Origin of the sequence: Novosphingobium oxfordense (assembly GCF_044029435.1) — a bacterium.
Lineage (GTDB): Bacteria > Pseudomonadota > Alphaproteobacteria > Sphingomonadales > Sphingomonadaceae > Novosphingobium.
Genome location: NZ_CP147005.1, coordinates 2327653 through 2349883, shown reverse-complemented (window position 1 = coordinate 2349883; position 22231 = coordinate 2327653). Strand labels below are relative to the sequence as shown.

17 protein-coding genes are annotated in these 22231 nt (G+C 66.2%); 5 read left to right on the top strand and 12 right to left on the bottom strand.

All coding sequences use genetic code 11. The features are described from left to right. Positions 1-83: 83 nt before the first annotated feature. The 3 genes from WBP07_RS10920 to WBP07_RS10910 are packed head-to-tail and all read right to left on the bottom strand — an operon-like array spanning position 84 to position 2466. Positions 84-512, bottom strand: coding sequence for a ketosteroid isomerase-related protein (locus WBP07_RS10920; RefSeq protein WP_395391084.1), 429 nt, complete (start codon positions 510-512; stop codon positions 84-86). After that, positions 509-1354 (bottom strand): S-formylglutathione hydrolase, encoded by an 846-nt coding sequence (gene fghA, locus WBP07_RS10915; protein WP_395391083.1) that lies wholly within the window; start codon positions 1352-1354, stop codon positions 509-511. Before fghA ends, WBP07_RS10920 begins: the two co-directional genes overlap by 4 nt. Continuing rightward, entirely contained in the window at positions 1354-2466 is a 1113-nt protein-coding gene (locus WBP07_RS10910; RefSeq protein ID WP_395391082.1) for an S-(hydroxymethyl)glutathione dehydrogenase/class III alcohol dehydrogenase, read from the bottom strand. Before WBP07_RS10910 ends, fghA begins: the two co-directional genes overlap by 1 nt. Before the next feature lie 100 nt (positions 2467-2566). Here WBP07_RS10910 and WBP07_RS10905 point away from each other — a divergent pair, with 100 nt between their 5' ends. Beyond that, the gene (locus WBP07_RS10905; RefSeq protein WP_395391081.1) at positions 2567-3451 is read left to right on the top strand and encodes a LysR family transcriptional regulator; all 885 of its coding nucleotides are present in this window, start codon (positions 2567-2569) and stop codon (positions 3449-3451) included. A gap of 156 nt (positions 3452-3607) precedes the next feature. Here the strand turns inward: WBP07_RS10905 and mdoH are convergent, their stop codons facing one another. The 4 genes from mdoH to WBP07_RS10885 all read right to left on the bottom strand — a co-directional run bounded on the left by mdoH (position 3608) and on the right by WBP07_RS10885 (position 9624). After that, on the bottom strand, positions 3608-5428 hold the full coding sequence (gene mdoH, locus WBP07_RS10900) for a glucans biosynthesis glucosyltransferase MdoH (RefSeq protein WP_395391080.1): 1821 nt from the start codon (positions 5426-5428) through the stop codon (positions 3608-3610). Next, entirely contained in the window at positions 5425-6981 is a 1557-nt protein-coding gene (locus tag WBP07_RS10895) for a glucan biosynthesis protein (protein ID WP_395391079.1), read from the bottom strand. Before WBP07_RS10895 ends, mdoH begins: the two co-directional genes overlap by 4 nt. 185 nt (positions 6982-7166) lie before the next feature. Beyond that, positions 7167-8372, bottom strand: coding sequence for an efflux RND transporter periplasmic adaptor subunit (locus WBP07_RS10890; protein ID WP_395391078.1), 1206 nt, complete (start codon positions 8370-8372; stop codon positions 7167-7169). Next, positions 8365-9624: a TolC family protein gene (locus tag WBP07_RS10885; protein ID WP_395391077.1), complete on the bottom strand. Its 1260-nt coding sequence runs from the start codon at positions 9622-9624 to the stop codon at positions 8365-8367. The genes WBP07_RS10890 and WBP07_RS10885 overlap by 8 nt, the downstream gene beginning before the upstream one ends. A gap of 199 nt (positions 9625-9823) precedes the next feature. On the opposite strand from WBP07_RS10885, the gene WBP07_RS10880 reads away from it, so the two are divergent. After that, a complete protein-coding gene (locus WBP07_RS10880) occupies positions 9824-11011 on the top strand; it encodes a cytochrome P450 (protein ID WP_395391076.1) in 1188 nt (395 codons plus the stop codon). 14 nt (positions 11012-11025) lie between these two features. Continuing rightward, positions 11026-11337: a 2Fe-2S iron-sulfur cluster-binding protein gene (locus WBP07_RS10875; protein ID WP_395391075.1), complete on the top strand. Its 312-nt coding sequence runs from the start codon at positions 11026-11028 to the stop codon at positions 11335-11337. 361 nt (positions 11338-11698) lie between these two features. On the opposite strand, the gene pobA is transcribed toward WBP07_RS10875, so the two are convergent. Further along, positions 11699-12868, bottom strand: coding sequence for a 4-hydroxybenzoate 3-monooxygenase (gene pobA, locus WBP07_RS10870; protein ID WP_395391074.1), 1170 nt, complete (start codon positions 12866-12868; stop codon positions 11699-11701). Between the two features lie 151 nt (positions 12869-13019). On the opposite strand from pobA, the gene WBP07_RS10865 reads away from it, so the two are divergent. Further along, entirely contained in the window at positions 13020-13895 is an 876-nt protein-coding gene (locus WBP07_RS10865) for a helix-turn-helix domain-containing protein (protein ID WP_395391073.1), read from the top strand. Positions 13896-13961: 66 nt separating this feature from the next. Beyond that, a complete protein-coding gene (locus WBP07_RS10860; protein WP_395391072.1) occupies positions 13962-15569 on the top strand; it encodes a SulP family inorganic anion transporter in 1608 nt (535 codons plus the stop codon). Positions 15570-15793: 224 nt separating this feature from the next. Here WBP07_RS10860 and WBP07_RS10855 read toward each other — a convergent pair whose 3' ends face one another. From WBP07_RS10855 to WBP07_RS10840, 4 genes are read right to left on the bottom strand one after another with little or no spacing between them, the layout of a single operon-like run. Continuing rightward, a complete protein-coding gene (locus WBP07_RS10855; RefSeq protein ID WP_395391071.1) occupies positions 15794-17338 on the bottom strand; it encodes a DcaP family trimeric outer membrane transporter in 1545 nt (514 codons plus the stop codon). 12 nt (positions 17339-17350) lie between these two features. After that, the gene (locus tag WBP07_RS10850; RefSeq protein WP_395391070.1) at positions 17351-17824 is read right to left on the bottom strand and encodes a GNAT family N-acetyltransferase; all 474 of its coding nucleotides are present in this window, start codon (positions 17822-17824) and stop codon (positions 17351-17353) included. 47 nt (positions 17825-17871) lie between these two features. Further along, the gene (gene adiC / locus WBP07_RS10845; RefSeq protein WP_395391069.1) at positions 17872-19386 is read right to left on the bottom strand and encodes an arginine/agmatine antiporter; all 1515 of its coding nucleotides are present in this window, start codon (positions 19384-19386) and stop codon (positions 17872-17874) included. A gap of 13 nt (positions 19387-19399) precedes the next feature. After that, positions 19400-21688 carry an Orn/Lys/Arg decarboxylase N-terminal domain-containing protein gene (locus tag WBP07_RS10840; protein WP_395391068.1) on the bottom strand — a complete coding sequence of 763 codons (2289 nt, stop codon included), beginning with the start codon at positions 21686-21688 and terminating at the stop codon, positions 19400-19402. Between the last annotated feature and the right edge of the window lie 543 nt (positions 21689-22231).

Genomic DNA, 22231 nt, shown 5'->3' with positions numbered 1-22231 from the left:
CGATGCTTTGTGATGGTACGTCCCGGTGACGGTACGTCCCGCCGTCTGGCCGGATAGGAATCTCGACGAGGCCCTATCGAAGCTCAGCCCCGCTCTACTTGCGCGATCCAGTCGGCAAGGTTGTAGTGGTTCGAAACCCGCGCGATCAGGCCCTGCTCCACATCGAAGAACGCGCCGACGCGCAGCGCGTAGGACTGCCCGTGCGCCGCCGGCAGGCCCTCATCGGTTTCGATATATTCGCCGGTCAACCGGAACTCGGCCGAGGCATGCGAACCATCCGGCGTCGCCAGCACGACCGGCTCATGCACATGCTCGCGATAGCAGCGGTTCATATGCGCAAGGAACTCGGCAAAGGCGGCCTTGCCATCGCGTGGCGCGCCCTGGCTGGGTTCGTGCACCACGTTCTCGGCCAGCAGCGCCAGCATCGCCTCCACATCGTGCCGATTGAACGCATCGTAGTGGTTCGCGATCAGCGCGATGGTCGAACGCTCGGACGAGTGGGGTGCGCTCATGCCTTCAGCCTTTCCGCATGCCAGCCCACGTGATCAGCCATGAAGCTGGAGATGAAGTAGTAGGAATGGTCATAGCCATCCTGCATGCGGATCGTCGCAGGCTGGGCCGCCTTTGCGCAAGCCGCTTCCAGCAGGTGCGTCTTCAGCTGCCCTTCCAGGAAGCCGTCCGCCGTGCCCTGATCGACCAGCAGGTCCGGCAGACGCGCACCATCCTCGATCAGAGCGCAGGCATCGTATTCGCGCCATGCCGCCTTATCCGCTCCGATGTAGCCCGTCAGCGCCTTCTCACCCCACGGGCAATTCAGCGGCGAAACGATCGGCGCAAAGGCGCTGACCGAGCGGAACCGCGAGGGATCGCGCAAAGCGATCGTCAGCGCACCGTGGCCGCCCATCGAGTGGCCGGTGATCCCCTGCCGCGCCATGTCGGCGGGGAAATGCTCGGCGATCACGGCGGGAAGCTCGGTCTCGATGTAGGACCGCATGCGGAAGTTAGCCTTCCAAGGCTCCTCAGTCGCATCGACGTAGAAGCCCGCGCCCTTGCCGAAGTCGTAGCCTTCGTCATCCGGCACGTCATCGCCGCGCGGAGAGGTATCCGGCGCCACGAAGATCACGCCGTGCTCGGCACAGGCGCGGCGGAATTCGCCCTTTTCTGTGACGTTGGCGTGGGTGCAGGTGAGCCCCGAGAGATACCACAGCACCGGCAGCTTCGCGCCCGGAGCGTGCCCAGTAGCGACGTCCGGCACGAAGACCGAGAAGGTCATCGGCGTGCCCGTCTCGGCGGAGGCGTGGGTGTAGACACCCTGCACCCCGCCGAACGCCTTGTTGGTCGAAACCGTCTCCATCAGTAGACGACGACCGAGCGGATCGACTTGCCCTCATGCATCAGGTCGAACGCGGTGTTGATCTCTTCCAGGCCCATGACGTGGGTGATCATCGGGTCGATCTCGATCTTGCCGGTCATGTACATGTCGACGATCTTCGGCACGTCGGTACGGCCCTTGGCGCCGCCGAACGCGGTGCCGCGCCAGTTGCGGCCGGTGACGAGCTGGAACGGGCGCGTCTCGATGGTCTTGCCCGCTTCGGCCACGCCGATGATGATCGAGGTGCCCCAGCCGCGATGGCAGGCTTCCAGCGCGGTGCGCATCACTTCGGTATTGCCGGTGGCGTCGAAGGTATAGTCCGCGCCGCCATCGGTCATCAGCACGATCTTGGCGACCACGTCCTCGCGGCTCATGCCCTTGGTGTTGAGGAAGTCGGTCATGCCGAAGCGGCGACCCCATTCCTCGCGATCCGGGTTGATGTCCACGCCGATGATCTTGTTCGCGCCGGCAAGGCGCGCGCCCTGAATCACGTTCAGGCCGATGCCGCCGAGGCCGAAGACCACGACGTTGTCACCCACTTGCACCTTGGCGGTGTTGATCACGGCGCCGACGCCGGTGGTGACGCCGCAACCGATGTAGCAGGACGACTGGAACGGCGCGTCCTCACGGATCTTGGCGACGGCGATTTCGGGCAGCACGGTGAAGTTCGAGAAGGTCGAGCAGCCCATGTAGTGGTAGATCGGCTGGCCCTTGTAGGAAAAGCGCGTGGTGCCGTCCGGCATCAGGCCCTTGCCCTGCGTCGCGCGGATCGCGGTGCAGAGGTTGGTCTTGCCCGAAAGGCACGACTTACACTGGCGGCATTCCGGGGTGTAGAGCGGGATCACGTGGTCGCCCGGCACCACCGAAGTCACGCCCGCGCCCACTTCGCGCACCACGCCCGCGCCCTCGTGGCCCAGCACGCTGGGGAAGATCCCCTCGCTGTCGAAACCGTCCAGCGTATAGGCATCGGTGTGGCAGATGCCGGTCGCCATGATTTCCACCAGAACCTCGCCCGCCTTGGGGCCTTCCAGGTCCAGTTCGACGATTTCGAGCGGCTTCTTGGCCTCGAAGGCGACGGCGGCGCGGGTCTTCATTGGGGTATGCTCCTTGAACTTCTTGCCCGCTTTGTAGGACCGGGCCTTGCTGTGATAAAGCGCCCGTTCTGAAAAGTATTATCACCGTACGGGGAAAATCATGCTCGGCCAGTGGGACGGGATCGAAGAGTTCGTGATGGTGGCGCGCCATGGCAGCTTCACGCTGGCGGCAGAGGCCTATGGCGCCTCGGTCACGCACATGAGCCGCGCGCTGGCGCGGCTGGAGGCACGGTTGCAGGCGCAACTGATGCTGCGCACCACACGATCGTTGCGGCTGACCGAGACGGGGCGGATTTTCCTGGAAACCTGCCGCCGCCTGATCGACGAGCGGGACGAGGCGATTGCCGCCATCACCTCGCAAGGCGAACCGAGCGGACACTTGCGCGTGTCCTGCTCCTACGCGCTGGGCGAGAAGTTCGTGGCGCCGCTGGTGCGCGAACTGTCGCAGGCGTTCCCGGCGATCTCGGTCACGCTGGACCTCGACAACGCGCTCGTGGACCTGATCGCGGAAGGATACGACCTTGCCATCCGCACCGGCCATCTCGACGATTCCCGACTGGTGGCAACGCGCGTGGCCAGCCGCGCGCTGGTGACGCTGGCCTCCCCCGCCTATCTCGACGCACATGGCCGGCCGGAGGGGCTGGCCGACTTGCGCCGCCACGAATGCCTCGTCGGATCGGCGGCGCAGTGGCATTTCCGGGGCGGCGAAACCTTCCGCCCACAGGGGCGCTGGCGCTGCAACAGCGGCAATGCCCTGCTGGAAGCGGCACTGGCGGGCATGGGCTTATGCCAGTTGCCCGCCTTCTACCTCGGCGATCATGTCACTGCGGGGCGCTTGGAGCCGGTCCTAGCCGAGCTTGCGCCGGAGGAGGAGCCGATCTGGGCGGTCTATCCGCAGCGGCGGCATCTCTCGCCCAAGGTCGCCGCGCTGGTGGCGCACTTGCGGGCGAACCTGCCCGCAAGGCTGGCGGAGGCGAGTGCCTGACCGCGCGCTAAACCGAGGTAGCATACACCACCCCGTCATCCCCGCGAAGGCGGGGATCCCGCTTGTTCTTCGCGGCGAGGTAAAAGGAAGCGGGGCCCCCGCCTTCGCGGGGGCGACGATGTTCGGATTACGAACCGAAGCCTGTGAAAGCCACCGTCATCCGATCGCCAGCGGAGCGTCGTCGGCCTCGTCGTCGTTGAGCATGCGCCGCTCCTCGGCGGCGATGATCGTCGGCGCGGGTACGGTGAAGAACCCGCCGGCCTCCGCCTGCGACCCCACCGTCGCGCGTGAGGTCAGGCTGATCAGCCACGGCGAGGCCAGCAGTCCCACCGTCAGCGGAGAGAGCCAGAGCGCCGTCATCGGATCGATGAACACCGTGGCGGCGAAGGCCAGGCCCAGCGCGATGTGCTCCTTCAGGTCGGGCAGCACCTCGCGCACGCCGATGCGGCGGGCGTCGCGGTCCTGTGTGTTCCAGTGGACCGGAATACCCAGCGCCAGGCCGAACAGTGCTTTGATCTGCATGACCATCGTCACTGGCGCCAGCAGGATCGCCAGCGGCACTTCCAGCATGACCGAGCGCAGCACGCCGCCAAGGCCGCCGAATGCACGACGGCGCGCGCCGTCGGCCAGAACCCAGAGCGTGCCCATCGCCTTCGGCCCGAACAGCAGCAGCACCGTCAGCCACAGCACGCTGGGCGGGGTCGCGCCTACGAAGCCCTGACCGCCTCGTGCCATCGCAGCCTGCGCGATCGCGGTGATCAGCAGCAGCAGCCAGCCCGGCGACGTGAGGTAAGCCGATGCACCGATCAGCAGGTGCAGGCGGCTGGCCCAGTGCAGGCCCGATGCGTCGAGCAGGCGCAAGTGCTGGAGGTTGCCCTGCATCCAGCGCCGGTCGCGGATCGCGTGATCGACGATGGTGGGGGGAAATTCCTCATAGCTGCCGTCGATCATCACCATGTGCACGGCCCAGCCGCGACGGCGCAGCAGCGCGGATTCGAACATATCGTGGCTGAGGATGTGCCCGCCGAAAGGCGCCTTGCCCGGAAGTTCCGGCAAGCCGCAGGATTCGGCGAAAGCACGCGTGCGCACGATGGCGTTGTGGCCCCAGAAGTTCGCTTCCGCGCCCGACCACCAGAGCAGCCCGGCCGACGCGATCGGCCCGTAAGCCTCAGTGGCAAAGCGCATCCAGCGCTGGAACAGCGTCTGGGCGTTGATGATCATCGGCACGGTCTGGAGCAGGCCGATCGACGGGCGCTCCTCCATGATCGCCGCCATGCCGATGATGGCATCGCCGCTCATCAGCGAGTCCGCGTCCAGAATCAGCATGTTCTCGTAGGCGCCGCCGAAGCGCTGCACCCACTCGGCGATATTGCCGGGCTTGCGCGCGATGTTCTTCTCACGCCGGCGGTAATAGACATTGATCGGCGCTTCTGCCGCGATCTCGCGCCAGGCCGCTTCCTCGCGCTTGCCGTGGAAGGCGTTGGAATCGCTGAGCACGAAGAAATCGATCCACTCGGCCCCGCCGGCAGCGGCGATCGAAGCGGTCATCGCGCGCACGCGGCCGAACGTGGCCTCCACGCTTTCGTTGTAGACCGGCATCAGCACGGCAGTGCGATGGCGCAGCGAGGAAGCCGGGCTGGGCACGGCGGTAAAGCCGGGGTGCTTGCCAGTGATCAGTTGCAGGAAGCCGATTGCCGAGGTGACGAAGCCGAACGAGATCCACGCGAACAGCGGCACGAAGAACAGCAGCAGCACGATGTCCAGCACGCTCAGTCCATCGCGGGACAGCGCGAAACGTACCTCGCTCGACGCAGCCAGCGCGATCACGGCGGTCACCACCAGCAGCAGCAGGCGCTTCACCTGCATGCCATGCGGACTGGTGCGGACGGCGATGGAGCCCGGCGCGATGCCGTAAAGGTCCTGCACCGGCATCGCCAGCGGCGCTTCCGGCGGAAGCGGGGAAAGCTTCCGGTTCATGCCTGCACTCCCTGAATTACGGTTTCGCTAAGCGCTTGTCCTGCGCGAGACAGGAAGACCCTGACTTCCGGAGACGGCATGGCGGAAGGGCGCAAGTCCAAGGTCACGCGCCAGCGCGAATCCTCGCCCACCACCGGATAGGCGGCTGCAGACATGACGGCGGCGGCGGGAAGTCCGGTCATCGCGGTAACGCCGCTATCGCGGGTCAGGCCCTTCAGCGCGGGGCCTTCGAAATCGAACACGAACTTGCGCGCGTCCTTCGGGACATTGCTGTCGCCCGGCTTGCCTGCCGCACCCTGCCACGAATCGACGCAGCGCGCCGATGCGGTGCGGCTGGGATCGTCCGAAGTCCACGTCAGCTTGTAAGCCAGATCGCGCCGCTGCCCCGTCTTGGCCGCCTCGTCAGAGAGCCAGAAGGCGGCGATGTTGTCGACCGTCTCGGTATTCGTGGTCATCTGGTAGAGCATCACCGCGCCCTTGCCCCAGTCTCCTTGCGGCTCCACCCAGAGCGAGGGGCGGCGGTCATAGAACGCGCCATCATCCTGATAGTGGTCGAAACGCTGGTCGCGCTGGAGCAGGCCGAAGCCCTTCACCCCGTCCGCGCGCATGGCGTTGGTACGGGTGAGGTGCGGATTGCTCAGCGGCACCCACATGCGCTCCCCATTGCCCGCGTGAATGGCCAGGCCGTCGGAATCGTGGATTTCCGGGCGCCAGTCGCCGCGCTTGGCGGGGTCCGACTGGTCGTACCAGAACATGCTGGTGATCGGCGCCAGGCCCAGCCGTTCGACATCGCGGCGCAGGAACAGGCTGGCGCGCACGTCCTGGGTGACGCCCTGCTTTCCGTGCGTGCAGTCGAAGGCATAGGCGCCAGTGACGCTCGGCCCGTCAAGCGCGGCGTGGATGCGCACGCGGTCCGGGCCCAGGTTCTCGATCCAGAACTCGGTAAAGGCGGGGAATTCCTCGGCCTTGGGCATGGCGGTGTCGATGGCGACGCCGCGCGCGGAAAGGCCGTACTGGTCGCGCGAACCCGATGCGCGGAAGTAGGATGCGCCCAGAAAGGCCAGCCAGTCCGAATGCTGGTCGGCGGTCATCACGCGAAAGCCTGCCGGATCGGCGCGGCTGTTGCCCACGAAGAAGCCGTGCGTGTCCACCAGCTGACGCGAATTGCCGTTCTCCACGAGGTGGATCTTCACCGCCTGCGGCGCGACGCCCCGGCTGGTGGGGAAAAGGCGCACGTCACCGGCCAGCGATTGTGCGCTGCCGTAGGTCAGCTTCACCGCCGTATCGAAATCGGCCACGGCATGGGCGGAGGCCGCCGGCGCCGTCCACGGGCGAGCTGCCGCGCTCTGCGCGTTGGTGACCAGATTGTCCCAGGAGAACGGCTGCGAAGGGCCGAAATTCGATGCGGCGCCGGTCTGCACCGCCGCCTCCGCCAGACGCGGAAGCGCGAACAGCCCCACCATCGAGGCCAGCATGGCCGAAAATTCGCGCCGCGCAATTGCAGGGGCGCCGGACGCGTCCGGGTTGCCCGCCTGCGGGCCTGTTTCCCTCATGTTGCTTCGTGTCATGGGCTCTATACGCACCGGCGATCACAAAGTTTCGCTGCAGTGCGTCGTAAGGGTCCTTCTTCCAGCTCAGTCCGATTCCGGCCGCAAGGACCGAATGTCGGAAAGACATTATTCAAAAAGCAAATGAATGGACCATGACCGATCGTCGCCGATCCCGATCCATACTTGCACTACGGCTTCTGGGGCTGGTTGCGCCATCCCACGATGACTTCGGCACCGGGCCTGAGATCATTGGCGAAGACTTCCGTGCGTTTGCCGTCGCCAGCGCCGGCGGAAACATAGACGCGGCGCGGCTCTCCGTCGCCCGAGACGAGATAGATGCGCGGCTGATTGCGACCAGTCGAGTGAGGGGTAGCGTTACCGGTGCCCGGGCTGCCCGGTTCGAACGTCAGCGCCGCATCGGGCACCAGCAGCACGTTTTTCCGTTCCGGCAGAGCTACTTCCACCGTCGCGCCCATGCCGGGGCGGATCGCCTCGGTCGGCTTTTCCAGTGTGAAAACAGCGCGGCGCGATCCCGGGGCATCGGCGCGGTCTGTCAGGATACGGGCTAGCGTGGCCTGTTGCACTTCGTCCGGCATGGCATCCAGCCGCACTTGCGCCACGGTGCCCGCCTCAAGACCGGCATTGCCTGCGCGCGCGAGCGGGATCTCGATTTCCAGCGTTTCGTCGCTGGCGGCCAAAGTAAACAGCTTCATGCCCACGCGCACGCGCTGGCCGGTGCGGATATTGCGCTCCACCACATAGCCCGCGAACGGCGCGGTCACCACGGCGGCGGCCAGTTTCTCGCTATCGGCCTTCAGGCTGCTGCGCGCGGCGGCAACCCGCGCCTCCGCAGCGGTGACTTCGCGCGCCACGCGTTCGGCAGCAGCGCGCGCGGCCTCCAACTCGTTGATTGCCGGCACGCGGTGGCCGGATCGGCGCCAGACATCCTCGAACCGGGCCAGCTTCGCCGTGGCCTCATCCCGCGCGCCGCGTGCACCGGCAAGATCCGCTTCCGCCGCCGCCACCAGCGCGCGGTCGGCGGTAAGCGTACTGCGCAGCGGTTCGGCATCGATGGTGGCCAGGACTTGCCCCTTTTCCACCTTGCCGCCCGCCGGAACGCCTTCGGCCGTGACCGTGCCATCCAGCGCGGCGGCCAGCGCCACTTCACCGCTGCCGTGCACGGTGCCGCGTTCGGACAGGAGCGGAGTGATGCTGCCCTGCTCCACCAGCGCAGTGTAGTACGGCGAATCGGTGCCGCCCAGAAAGCGCACCAGCAACAGGATCAGCGCCACCACCGCCGCTGCCAGCAGCAGGATGCGCAGCAGGTGCGTGCGGCCGCGCCGCGCGCCAAAACCCAGAAAACTGTCGAGGGCGACCTCATCGCTCTCAGTCACAGCTGGCGTCTCCCGCCGGTGGCGAAAGGTCGGCGGCCGACCAGCCATCGCCGCGCTGCAGGTGCAGGCGGATCATGCCCGAGGCCCGCTCCGCCCGCAGCCCCAGCCGCGCTTCCTCGACCGAGAGCGCGGAAGCCTCCGCCACGTAGAGCGTCGCGAAATCGCCCATTCCTGCGCGATAGGCGGAGCGTGCATCCTGCACCGCGCGGCGCGAACGTTCCCCGCTCTGCTCCAGCGGGCCTTCACGGGTATCCAGCGCGACCAGCGACTGGCGCGTGCGGCCGATTTCGGCGCGGGCGTCCATTTCCGCCTTGTCCAGCTCGGTCAGCCCCTCGCGCAGCAGCGGCGGCGTAGTCGGATCGGCGGGCTTGGCTTCGGCCGCGTCGATATCGGCTTGCGACATCTTCTCGTGCTCGATCCGCGCCAGCAGGCGGTAGCGCAGCGCCAGCAAGTCCGCGCGGTGGAGCGGGCCCTGATCGGCCACGCCCGGTGGATCACGGCCAAGATCGGGCACGTCGCCGGTTTCGCCCAGCAAGGCGAGCAGCGCGGCATCGTCCATGCCCGTCAGCCGCGCGAGTTCGGCCCGCGCGCGGTCGAAACGACCGCGCGTGGCCGCCAGATCGGCATCGGCAACGCCCGCCATGCTGCTGCCGATGCCACCGTCGATGGCAGTCACCAGCCCGGCCTGGCGGCGGAACTCGGCAATTGCGGCGTTGTCGCGGAACTGGTCCAGCCGCTCGGTACGCAGGACCAGCACTTTCTGCAGCCGTCGCACTTCGACGTAGGCCAGCGCCACCGTGGCCGCGCGTTCGGCACGTGCCTGCGCATAGGCATAGGTATCCGCGCGCAGCGATGCCGCGCGCGACAGGCCCTGGTCGGCACCCACCAGCTTGCGCATCTTGCCGGTTATCCGGCGGTCGGCAGAGGCATCTTCCTGCATCTGCGCATTCAGCCGCGCGGCGCGGCAGGCCAGATCGTGATCGGCGGCAATCCCGCGCGCGATCAGGTCGGCCAGCAGCGGATCGCTGGCATTCTTCCACCAATCGCCATCGGCGGGAGCCTCCACCACCGGCTCCGGCGGCTGCGGAAGCTGCTCGGCCGGGTGCGTCTGCCCCGTGCACGCGGCAAGCGCACAGGCCATGGCCAATGCCAAGGGCAGGCCCATCGCTCGCGAGGCCCGGTTCAATGCTCCAACGTTTCGCACGCGCGCAGCGATAGCAGCAAAGTCCGCAGAGGCAATCATACTGCGCATGCGAAGCCCCCAAGTTCTTGCGCGCAAGGACAAAAACGGATCACTCCCGGGGGCAAGCGGATAGCCCCGAAGGCGCCCGCGCTCCGCCGATTGCGGCTGGCCAAGTTCTGATCCATTGCGTATCATATCATCGAAACATCCGGTCGCACGAGAACCGGAACGCATGGGGAGACGCAGGGTTGTCGGAAGGAGAACGGCCATGAACGCCGAAACCGCAAATGCCGTCTGCCCCCGTGCCGGGCGGGACGATCGAAAGAGCGCGCAAATCGCCGCCGCGAACCTGACGCCGCAGGCCGGATCGCGCGTGGTCGGCTCCTTCGCGCTGGGCCGCGACGTACTGCGATCACCCAAGGTGCGGCAGGCCGGCGCCCATGCCGACGACACCAATATCTCCAACCCAGACGAGGTTTCGTTCTTCTTCCTCGACGGCGATCTGCACCGCAAGCGCCGCGCGGCCGTGGCCGGGCTGTTCACGCCCAAGACCATCGTCACCCGACACCATGTCGTGATGCACCGCACCATGGACCAGCTCGTCGCCCGCTTGCGCGAGGGCAAACCGCTGCCGCTGGACGAATTGAGCTTTCAGATGGCGGTGGATGTGACGGCGGAAATCGTCGGCCTGACGGACAGCGACAACAATGCCAATCTCGCCCGCCGGGTGAAGGCCGTGCTCGACAGTTCGCTGGAGCGGCGTCCCGGCTGGCTGGGCAACCTGATCTTCAATGCCAAGATGCTGCTGCGCGTCGGCCGGTTCTACCGCAAAGACATGGTTCCGGCGATCGAGGCGCGCCGCAAGGAACCGCGCGACGACGTGATCTCGTTCATGGTCGGCGAGAATTACTCGCGCAAGGCGATGATCATGGAGTGCCTCAGCTACGGCGGCGCCGGGATGATGACCACGCGGGAGTTCATCGTCATGGCGGCCTGGCACCTGTTCGACAAACCGGACCTCCGCGAACGCTATCTGACCGGGGGCGAGGCGGACCAGTCGGCCATTCTGGAGGAAATCCTGCGGCTGGAACCCGTCGCCTCGATGCTCCATCGCCGCGCGGTGGAACCGCAACCGGGGGTGATGGAGGACGGCGAAGTGCTCTGCGTCTCGATCCGCGAGGCCAATGTCGATGAGGCGATCACGGGCCCTTGCCCCTTCGAACTCGATCCCGATCGGGCGAAGCGGATGAAAGTCGTCGGCCCCTACATGAGTTTCGGCGACGGTCCGCACCGCTGCCCCGGCGCGCAAGTGGCGCTGCATGAAACGCGGATCTTCCTCGATCGCATGTTTCGCCTGCCCGGTATTCGACTGGTTTCGGAGCCTAAGATCATCTGGAACAGCTTCATCCAGGGCTACGAACTGCGCGGGGCGCTTGTCGCCTGCGATCCGGCCTAGCCGCTGTGGTAAGCGTGACGTTCATCGACGCCGGGGGAACCGTGCGCGAGATCGAGGCGAGCGAAGGCCTGTCCTTGATGGAAAACGCCGTCGCGAGCGGGATCGAGGCGATCGAGGCGGTCTGCGGTGGCAACTGCTATTGCGGCACCTGCCGCGTGCATCTGACGCCCGAGTGGTTCGAAAAGTTGGGTGCGCCGGGGGAGTACGAAGGGCCGGTGATCGAGACTTCGGGTGACGAACATCCGAGAGTGCGGCTTTCGTGCCAACTTACGGTGACGGCGGCGCTGGAGGGGTTGGTGGTGGAGACGCCGGAAGCGCAGAGTTGAGGTGTGGGCAGGGTATGGGTTGAGCCGTTCCCACGACCGACAAGCTAATCGCTCTTCCGGCCCCCTCTCTCGTCATTGCGAGCGTAGCGAAGCAATCCAGGGAGGTTTGCGCGGCTCTGGATTGCTTCGCTACGCTCGCAATGACGAGAGGTAGTTCTGGATTTTAAAGGGTCGGCCGAGCCTCCCACTTAAACCCTTCCCGTCATCCCCGCGCAGGCGGGGATCCCGCTTACTTCTTCCTTCGCGCAACCGTCTCAAAGGAAAGCGGGGCCCCCGCCTACGCGGGGGCGACGAGTGTTGTGGTGCAGACTTGGGGCTCGGACCTACAGGCTCAGCCTTCGACCGAGCAGGAATCTCGAACTTAAACCGGCAGACCCACGTAGTTCTCGGCAATCACCCGCCGCGCATGCTCGCTCGACGCGATGTAGTCCAGTTCCGCCAGCTGCATGCGGCGTTCGAACGGCCCGTCCTCCGGGAAGCGGTGCATCAGCTTGGTCAGCGACCAGCTGAACCGCTCCGATGCCCAGACGCGGCGCAGCGCCTTGGCGGAGTAGCCAACGATGGCGTCGTTATCGGCCCGCTTGAAGAACCCGGTCAGCGCCTCGCAGGCGTAATAGACGTCGCTGGCGGCAAGGTTCAGGCCCTTGGCGCCGGTGGGCGGCACGATGTGCGCGGCGTCGCCACAGAGCATCAGGCTGCCGTGGCGCATCGGCTCGAACACGAAGGAGCGCAGCGGGGCGATCGACTTTTCGATCGAGGGACCGCGCGTGATATGCGCGGCGGCATCGGGGCCGAGGCGGATCGACAGCTCATCCCAGATGCGGTCGTCGCTCCAGTCTTCCAGCTTCTCGGTCAGCGGCACGTCCACGTAGTAGCGGCTGCGCGTGTGGCTGCGCTGCGAGGCGAGCGCGAAGCCGCGTTCGTGGTGCGCGTAGATCAGTTCGTGGTTGCACGGCGGCACATCGGCCAGGATGCCCAGCCAGCCGAACGGATAGACGCGCTCGAACGTCTGTCCGACGCTCGCCGGGATCGCTGCGCGCGAGGGGCCGTGGAAACCGTCGCAGCCGACGATGAAGCGCGCGTCGATGCGGTGCTCGGCGCCATCCTTGGTGTAGGTGACGAAGGGCGCGTCGCTCTCGATATCGTGCAGTGCGACGTCGGCCGCCTGATAGATCACTTCAAGCCCGCGCTCTTCGGTGGCTTCCATCAGGTCGCGCGTCAGTTCGGTCTGGCCGTAGACCATGACCTGCTTGCCGGTCAGCGCCTTGATGTCGATGCGGATCAGGCGCTCGCCATCGGCAAGGTTGAAGCCATCGTGCGGCAGGCCCTCGACCTTCATGCGGGCATCGAGGCCGAGGCGCTCCATCAGCGCCACGGTGCCCTGTTCCAGCACGCCGGCACGAATGCGCGAGAGCACGTAGTCACCGGTCTGGCGTTCGAGGACGACGCAGTCGATGCCATCGGCACGCAGCAGGTGGCCGAGAAGCAGGCCGGCAGGGCCTGCGCCGATGATGGCGACTTGGGTACGCATAGATCCATCTCCCGATCGGGCGTCCTGCTTCGGGCGCCGCAATACTTGCCCTTGGGCAATACTTGTTCTTGGATTGACACCAGGGCGGTTCTGGCGGAATGCACCGGACGGCCATTGTTCCGGTACTTTCAGGACATACCCGAGACTCGTCATGCCCACCCCCACATCGGCCCCGCGCCCCATTCCCAGCTATGTTCTCTACGGCGAGGATATGCCGGAAAGCCCCGCCGAATTCGGACATATCGAGACGATTGCGGCGCGAAGTTCCTTGCACGATTGGGAAATTGCCCCGCATCGCCATGTCCGCGGCGTGCAGGTGATGCTGGTATCGAAGGGACAGGTGACGCTCACCATCGACGATACGACCGAGACTTTGGAGGCGCCCTGCCACATCGTGATCCCCAGCGGCAGCATCCACGGCTTCCGCTTTCGGCCGGAGACGGTGGGCTATGTCCTGATGCTCAGCAGCGCTTTCGCGGAACGGCGCAGCGGCCCGGGCGATCCGCTGCTTCACGCCGCCACCCATGGCTGCTTCGCGCCGACCCCGCCGGAGGTGCTGGAACGGGTGGAGTTTCTCTGCGCCGAAATGCTGGGCGTCCCGCAGGACTGGCGGCGGCCAAACGCATTGTTCCTGGCCATGGCGGAGGCGCTGCTGCGCTCGCTGCTGCCGGAAGAGGAAGCGGCCGACGATGGCGGCGGCGACCAGCGCATTTCGCATCTGCGCCATCTGGTGGAACTGCACTTTCGGGACCAATTGCCGGTGGGCTGGTATGCGGAGCGGCTGGGCATGACCACGCGCACGCTCACCCGGCTTACTCGCGCGCGGCTGGACTGCACGCCGCAGGACCTGCTGCACGCCCGCCTCGCGCTGGAGGCGCAGCGGCTGCTGTGCTTCGCCAATGCCAGCGTGGTGCAGGTGTCCAACGAGCTGGGCTTTTCGGACCCGTCATACTTCTCGCGCTTCTACTTGCGGATGACCGGGCATCGGCCGCATCTCGACAAGTCCACCCATGCACATGAAGCGTGATGTATTCCGCCGCCGCAACGGGTTAAGACGAAGGTTTGGAAGAGCGATGAAAGGCCCGGTTCCGCGATGACCAAACCCGTCTGGCGCGATGGATTGACCGGCCTTGCCATGGCCGGGCTGATCCTGCCGGAAAGCGTGGCCTATGCGGAGATCGCCGGCCTTGCACCCGGCCGCGCGCTGGCGGCGGCGATCGCGGGCGGGCTCGCCTATGTGCTGGTCGGTCGCAGCCGGTTCGCGGTGGTCTCCCCCACTTCATCCGCCGCCGCGATCCTGGCGGCGACGCTGGCCAGCCTCTCTGCCACCGGCCCGGCGCGCGAAGGGCTGGCGACGGTGCTGGTGGGGATGACCGGGCTGATCTTCCTGCTGCTCTCGCTGCTGCGGCTGGGCAGTCTGGCCGGGTTCGTCTCCCGCCCGGTACTGCGCGGTTTCGCCTTTGGGCTGGCGATCACCATCATCGTGCGGCAGTTGCCGGCGATAGCGGGTATCGCGGCGCCTTCGGGCACGATCTTCACGGTGCTGGGCTCGCTAGGCATGCGCGTGGCGGAATGGCACCCGGCCAGTTGTCTGCTTGGCGTGGCGACCCTGGCCCTTTTGCTGGCGCTGCGCCGGGCGCCACAGGTGCCGGGCGCGCTGATCGTGCTCGCCCTGGCCATCGCGCTGGGCGCGGCAGTGAACCTGCCCGCGCACGGCATTGCCACGGCGGGGCCGGTCGGCCTTGGCTGGCCGGACAGCACGTGGCCGTCCTCCACAACCGCCTTCGCACGGCTGGTCCAGTTGGCCGCGCCGATCGCGCTGATCCTTTTTGCCGAAAGCTGGGGCACCATGCGTACGCTGGCGCTGCGCCATGGCGACACGCTCTCCGCCGATCGCGAACTGGCCGCGCTGGGCGCCGCCAATCTCGCCTCCGCGCTGGTTCAGGGCATGCCGGTAGGTGCGGGCTTCTCGGCGGGATCGGCCAACGAGGCGGCGGGCGCCACCAGCCGCTGGGCGGCGACGGCGGCGAGCCTTGCACTGCTGGCGATGGCGCTGTTCGCCTCCGGCTGGATCGCGCGCATTCCGCAGCCGATGCTGGCCGCCATCGTCATCGCCGCGCTGACCCATGCGCTGACGCCGGGCCCGCTGCTGCACCTTTTCCGCATTCGCCGCGATCATTGGGTGGCCATGGCCGCCGTCGCCGGGGTGCTGGCCTTTGGAGTGCTCAACGGCATGCTGCTGGCCGTGCTGCTGTCGATCATGCACTTGCTCTACGAACTGGCGAACCCGTCGATCAGCGAACTCGGCCAGTTGGGCGACGGGCACGAATTCGTCGATCTGGCACGCCACGTCGATGCCCATCCGGTGCCCGGCGTGGCGATTTATCGCCCCAACGGCCAGCTTGTCTTCGCCAATGCCGAGACGGTGCTGGGCGCCATCGCCCGCCGCGCGCGGGCCAGCACCGCGCGGGTGATCGTGCTGAGTCTGGAGGAGAGCAACGATCTGGACAGCACCGCCATCGAAGTCGTCGCCGAGTTCGCGCAGAGCATGGACAAGGCCGGCAAGCACGTGATTCTCGCCCGCGCGCATGATCGGGTGCGGGATGTACTGGCGGCGGCCGGATGCGATGTGCTGGCGGAGGGTTCGACGTTCAGCGTGGCGCAGGCGGCTAGACGCGCGGCGGAGCAGGTTGGCGGTTGAGTTCCAGTCTCAGCCGGAAATCGAAATTTACGCCTAAACAATAAACCTCGTCGCCCTCGCGAATGCGGGGGCCCCGCTTTCTTCTTCAACCTCTTGCCGTGGCGCAAGACAAGCGGGATCCCCGCCTTCGCGGGGATGACGGGGTTATTTATCGAAAAGTCGATCTCTCGAAGCAAGCGAAGGGCCACGAGGCAACCAGCAGTTACTCCCCCTGCCAGGAAGCTTCACCGCACGAAATCGTACTTGATCGAGGCCTGGATCCGGCTCGCATCGCGAGAGGAGCCGTCCTGTCGCTCCAGCCGCCCCCACAGGCCCTCCAGACCGACCGAGAACGAAGTGGCCGGCGCCCAGATCACGTTCACCGCGCCGTACTGGCTGCTGGAGAAATCGTCCGCCGGCAGCAGCCCGCCATCGCGGATCGACAGCGCGCTGTAGACGAAGTTGGAGCGCACCTTGTTCGTCCAGTAGTGCGTGTAGGCGCCGAAGCCGCCGACGTGCTCCACCAGCCGCAGCGAGCCGTCGGAGCGCAGCGCGGCGTCCAGGCCATAGCCGTTGATGTCGTTGACGTAGTGCGTCGCGCCCTTGCCCCAGGTGCCGCCGAGCGCTATCGAATCCTGCCCGAATAGTGAGAGCGAGCCGGAGGCGGAGAGCGCGAAACCGGTGGCGTCCGCGCCGCTGCGCTCACCCTCGACAGGGTCGGTCAGGCGATAGCCGATGCGGCGCACCACACCGCCCAGTTGCAGGTGGCCCTTGGCATCCTCGTACCGGGCGACCAGCACCACGTCGGGCATGGTTTCGGCGGTTGTCTGGTCGTCAGCCAGTGCCAGGTCGGAATTGGGTTGTTCCAGCGAGAGCGTCAGGTGGGTGTTGGTGGCCACCTTGAACGATTGGCGGACCGAGGCGGTGCGCAGGAATACGGCGCCGCCGGGCCCCCAGTTATCCAGCGTGTCGGGCAGCGAATCCGCGTCGACCAGCGCCGAATAGCCATAGCCGCCGTAGGTGTTCCCCACTTGCCCATAGGCGTGGTTGAGGTGGAAGTTGTAGCTGGTGCCGTCCCCGTAGAAGTCGTTCTCGACATAGAAACGCAGGTTGCCCAGCGTGGACGGGCGGCGCACTTCCAGGCTGAAGCGAGTGGCACGGGCGCTGACGTCGGCGCGGTTGCGATTGCGGGTGCCGAAGGGGATTTCCGGCACGGCGAACTCGTCGCGGTCGCCGCCGGCGGTCTTGGGATCGTAGATCAGGTCCACTTTGGCGAAGCCGCCGATGCGCACGGCGGTCTCGGTGCCGGGGATCGGGATGAAGCCCTTGAGATCGGGATCGTTCGGCGGGCTCTGGTTGTCCGGGCGGGAGGCGCCGGTGATGCGATCGCCGATGGTGTCGCGGCCCGGCAGCGGAGAGGCGGTGACGCCCAGATTGCTGGCGGCGCTGGCGACTTGCGCGCTGTCGAGATGGGCAGGCGGGGCCGGCGGGGTTTCCAATGGCGCGGCGGGCGTGCGGCCGGACGCGGTGACCGTGCCGGGCGCGGTGGCAGCGGCAGCCGGAGCCGAGACGGGCGCAGGCGTTGCGGCGGCGGCTTGAGCCGGAGCCGCGCGGTCCTGCTTCATCGCCGCGATCTCGGCCTTCAGGGCATCGACCGTGGCCTTCAGGTCGGCCACTTCGCCGCGCAGCGCGGCAACGTCTGCGTTATCCTGCGCTTTGGCGGGCAGTGCGACGGCCGCAGAGGCCGCCGCGCAGGCCAGAGCCAGGCTCCGGCCGGAAGAGTGGATCATGCATAACCCCCTTCAGATAGGGCGCACGAGCATCCTTGCTTCAGGGCCGTAGCCCTTGGCCGGATCGAGCAGCCCGTCGCCGAGCAACCCGAAGCCCTGCTTCTCCCAGAAGCCGTGAGCATCCCCCACGGCGATCAGCACCACGCGGCTGAGCCCGCGCGCCTTTGCCTCGTCCAGCGCGATCCGCACCGCCTCGCCCGCGAAACCCCGCCCGCGGGTGGAGGCGCCAAGGGCAAGGTCGTGCAGGAAGTAACAGTCGAACGGCTCGGCCAGGCCGGACATCGGCTGATTGATGACCGGCGGCCGATCCTGCCGTCCGGGGTGCGAGACGAGGTAGCCGGCAACCTTTCCGTCATCCCCTTCCAGCACGTGGCAGCCGGAAGGGTAATGCCGGAAGCAGGCGGCGAAGACTTGCGGATTCTCGGGGTAGTCGAGGTGGACCATGTCCGCCACGTCCGCCACGTGAGCCACGTCGTCTTCGCGCATTTCTCGCCAGTGCATCGTCTCGTCGTTCCTCTATTGGGCGCCGGCCCTCAATTCGCCCCAGATGGCGCCATCTGCTGCGCGGTCTCACCCGCCTCTGTCGGTGCTTGCGCGCGCGAATGGAGGTCGAGGTCGTTGTGCCGGCCGACCGATAGCCAGAACATCACGACCAGGGCAACCACGGTGACCCCCAGCGCCAGATAGCGCACCCAGACCGGGGCCTTGCCACCCGGATGGATGTGCTTTTCATCCAGATCGCGCTTGCGGGTGATCGATGCGGAGTAGAACACGATGGTGGCGATCACGAAGATCAGCGACCAGCGCGTCTGCTCGCCGTCCGATCCGACCAGCGCGATCATGCAATAGATCGCGCCTGCCAGGCCCGCTGCCACGAAGAAGGTGTACTGGCCGTGCGGCATCTTGCCATAGCCCAGCACCTTTATCGCGATGCAGGAGTAGATGTAGGGCAGCAGCGTCATGATCACGGCGATCGAGGCGATCTTGCCGAACTGCTGGCTGGCCGTGGGCGACATCGTGGCGAGCACTTGCACGCTCATGATGACGGCCACGATCACAAGGCCGAGCGAAGGCACGCCGCGCTTGTTCACCTTGGCGAAGATGCCGGGGAACAGCCCGTCGTCCGCTGCCGCCTTGGCCGACTGGCCGACCAGCAGGGTCCAACCCGCCAGAGAGCCGAGACAGCCCACCGCCGCGCAGAGCGCCACGGCGCTGCCGGCGAAATCGCCCAGCGCCAGCCTTGCCGCGTCGGCAAAGGGCGCGGAGGAGGCGACCAGTTCCTTGTTCGGGATCATGCCCATGATGACCGAGGAACTGAGCACATAGGCCACCGAGGCGAGCACCACCCCGCCCACCGTCGCGATCGGCACGTTGCGCGAAGGATTGGCGACGACGCCTGCGGAGACCGAGGCGCTTTCCACCCCGATGAAGGCCCAAAGCGTGAAGGTCAGCGTGGCCATCACCGCGTTCGGGCTGGATTGGCCGGAGACGTTCCAGGCGGAGGAGAAGGTTTGCGGGTTGAACCAGAACCAGCCGAACAGCGCCATGCCGAAGATCGGCACCAGTGCGAAGACGGTGGTGAAGCTCTGCAGCCGTCCCACCACTTTCGGACCCAGAATGTTGGCATAGGCGAAGAACCAGATGATCGCGATGGACCCGAAGGCCATCACGATCGGCACTTTCAGCGCCGGGAAGAAGTGGGAGAGATAGCCAAGGCCCGCGACGGCCAGCGCCACGTTGCCCACCACGTTGGCCAGCCAGTAGATCAGGTTGGTCTGGTATCCCATGTAGTCGCCATAGGCCTTGCGGGCGTAGGCGTAGGGGCCGCCCGCGGCCGGATCGATGGCGGACAGCTTGGCGAAGACCAGTGCCAGCGCCACCGCGCCCACCACGGTCAGCAGCCAGCCGATCAGCGCGATCGATCCGATGGCCGAAAGGTTGGCGGGCAGCATGAACACGCCCGATCCCATCATGTTGCCCGCCACCATCAAGGTGGCGGGAACGAGTCCGATCTTGTTGCCGCCGTCATCGGCCGCTGCTGTTGCCATTTTTGGTCTCCCCTCAGGACTTCTTGACGACGAGAACGTTGTAGACCCCGTCCTCCACTTCGACGCCGTGGGTATCGTGGCCGAAGCCCGGGAACCGCAGGTCGTAGTGTTCCAGCGCGCGCAAGTATCCGATCAGCGCGCCCTTGGCGGGGCCGGCATTCTCGCCCGGCATCAGCAGCGGGATGCCCGGCGGATAGGGCACGATGCCGGTGGCGAGGGTGCGCCCGGCCAGGCCGTCCAACGTCACCTTCTCGATATTGCCGCGCACCAGTTCCTCATAGGCGGAAACCGGGCTCATGTCGGGCTTGGGCAGGATGCCGAAGGCTTCGGACATCGTGGCGGTGGTCTTGAGGTCGCCCATCGCCGCGAACATCAGGTCCGCCAGTTCGCGCAGGCCCATGCCGGAATAGCGATCCGGATAGTCGGCGACGAGCGAGGGGATCGTGCGCTCCAGCGAGACGTTGGCGTCGTAATCCTTGCGGAAGTCCAGCAGGGCGTTGACCAGCGTGCCCCACTTGCCCTTGGTCACGCCCAGCGAGAACAGGAAGAGGACGGTGAAGTCCGTGGTCTTCTCCACCACGATCCCGCGCGCGCCAAGGTAGGAGGTGAGGATGCTGGCGGGGATGCCCACCGCGCGCAAGCTGCCGTCCGGATCCATGCCCGGCGTGAGCACCGAAACCTTGATGGGATCGAGCATGCAATAGCCCGGCTCGATCTCTCCGAAGCCGTGCCATTCGGCATTGGGCACCAGTTGCCAGCAGGTGGGATCGGTGGCCAGATGCTCCGGATCGCATTCGTGGAAGGGCACGGTGCGGCCGCGCGCGTCGTTCACTTCGTCCGGCTGCCAGATGTCGAAGAACCAGGCGTTGTCGTCCGCGCTTTCGGCATTGAGGCGGGCGATCATCTGGCGGAAGGCCACCGCCTCACGGATCGACACATCGGTCAGATGCTCGCCGGAGCTTTCCATCATCGCGGCGGAAACGTCGTTGGACGCGATGATCGGATAGCAGGGCGATGTGGAGGCGTGCATCATGAACGCCTCGTTGAAGCGCGCATGGTCGATCGGATTGCGCCCGTCGCGCACATGGATCATCGAGGCCTGAGACAGCGCCGCCAGCAGCTTGTGCGTCGATTGCGTGGCGAAGACGGTGGGCTTGGACTTGTCGCGCGTTTCCGGATCGCCGTGCATGCCGAAGCGTTCGCGGTAGATCGGGTTGAAGCGGGCATAGCCGTACCACGCCTCGTCGAAATGCAGGCGGTCCACGGTGTCGCCCAGCAGTTCCTCGACCCGGGCGACGTTGTAGCAGAGGCCGTCGTAGGTCGAATTGGTGATGACCGCATGCACCGGCTTGGCCCCTTCGGGCGCCAGCGGATTGTCCGCCACCAGCAGGCGCAAGTGCGCGGGCGTCAGATGCTCGGGCGGGATCGGGCCGATGATGCCCAGCGCATTGCGCGTGGGCATCAGGTAGCACGGAATCGCGCCGGAAAGCGTCATCGCGTGCTCGACCGACTTGTGGCAGTTGCGATCGCACAGCGCCACCTGATCGCGCGTGACAGAGGCCATCAGGATCACGCGGTTCGATGTGGAGGAGCCGTTGGTGACGTAATAGGTGCGATCCGCGCCGAAGACGCCCGCCGCATAGCGCTCACCCGCGCCGATCGGGCCGGAGTGATCGAGCAGCGAACCCAGATCGCCGACCGAGATCGACAGGTCCGACCGGAACAGGCTTTCCCCGAAAAACTCGAAGAAGGCGCGGCCCGCGGGGGAGGTGAGGAAGGCGGTGCCGCCGGTATGGCCGGGGGTGTGCCACGAATATTCGTAGGTCTGCGCGAACTTCACCAGCGCGCCGAACATCGGCGGCAGCACGGTGGAGCGATAGCGCTCGATCGCGGCGCGGATGCGGCCGCCGATGAAATCGGTGGTGTCTTCCAGCAGCCAGACGAAATCGTCCGCCTTGGTCATCGCGTCGACCGGGATCACCGACGCGGCCGATCGGTCGGCCAGCAGGAAGATCGGCACGTCGGCATTGAATTCGCGCATGGCGTCCAGCACACGGTGCGCTTCTTCGTGGTTTTCGTCCGTGCCAAGGTCCCAGTCGAGCAGCAGGCACTGGATCGAGGGATCGGTGGAAACGACCGCAACGGCGTCTTCCACGTGATCCGAGACGATCACCTCGATCTCGCGCCGGTCCAGTTCCTCCACCAGCGCGGTCAGGGCGCGGCCAGGGGCGGAGACATCCTCGAAATCCTCGCGCACCAGCAGGGCGCGCATGGCCAGCCTCAGGCTCGAACGTGATACCATTGGATTGGGCTCCTCAATCTTGCGATCCGGGCCATCTGGCATGAAGAGGGCGAGCGATTACGACGAGTGGATACGACCAGACGTGCTCGACACCCTCCGGACCGAAGAATTTAAACAGTATTGTTTGAAAACGTCATTGCACGATCGCAAAGTAGCGATCGTCTATTGAAGCTCATCTGTTCGGAGACGTGTCAAAGTCGGGCACCTCCATGCATTCGCGATACTTCGCGATTCGGTTCCCCCAACCACGGGCGGAACATTGAACGAAATGTCTTTCGGTTCAAGGGGAAATGTGCAAACCATTACGAAGCACATTCTCCGGTGGAACAGGATGGTCGCCTCGGGAATTCGTAATCGAACGGTCATTTTCGGGGCGGGACTACTTTCGTTTCTGGCCGCGAACCCTTCCGAACTACATGCGCAGGACGCGGATGCTTCCAGTGCTGTTAAGCAAGATGGGCCGATCAATTCTGGTGTTAATTCCGATCCCAATTCGGGGGAGGCAATTACTCTCAGCTTCGATGCGGCGCGGCGGCGGCTGGA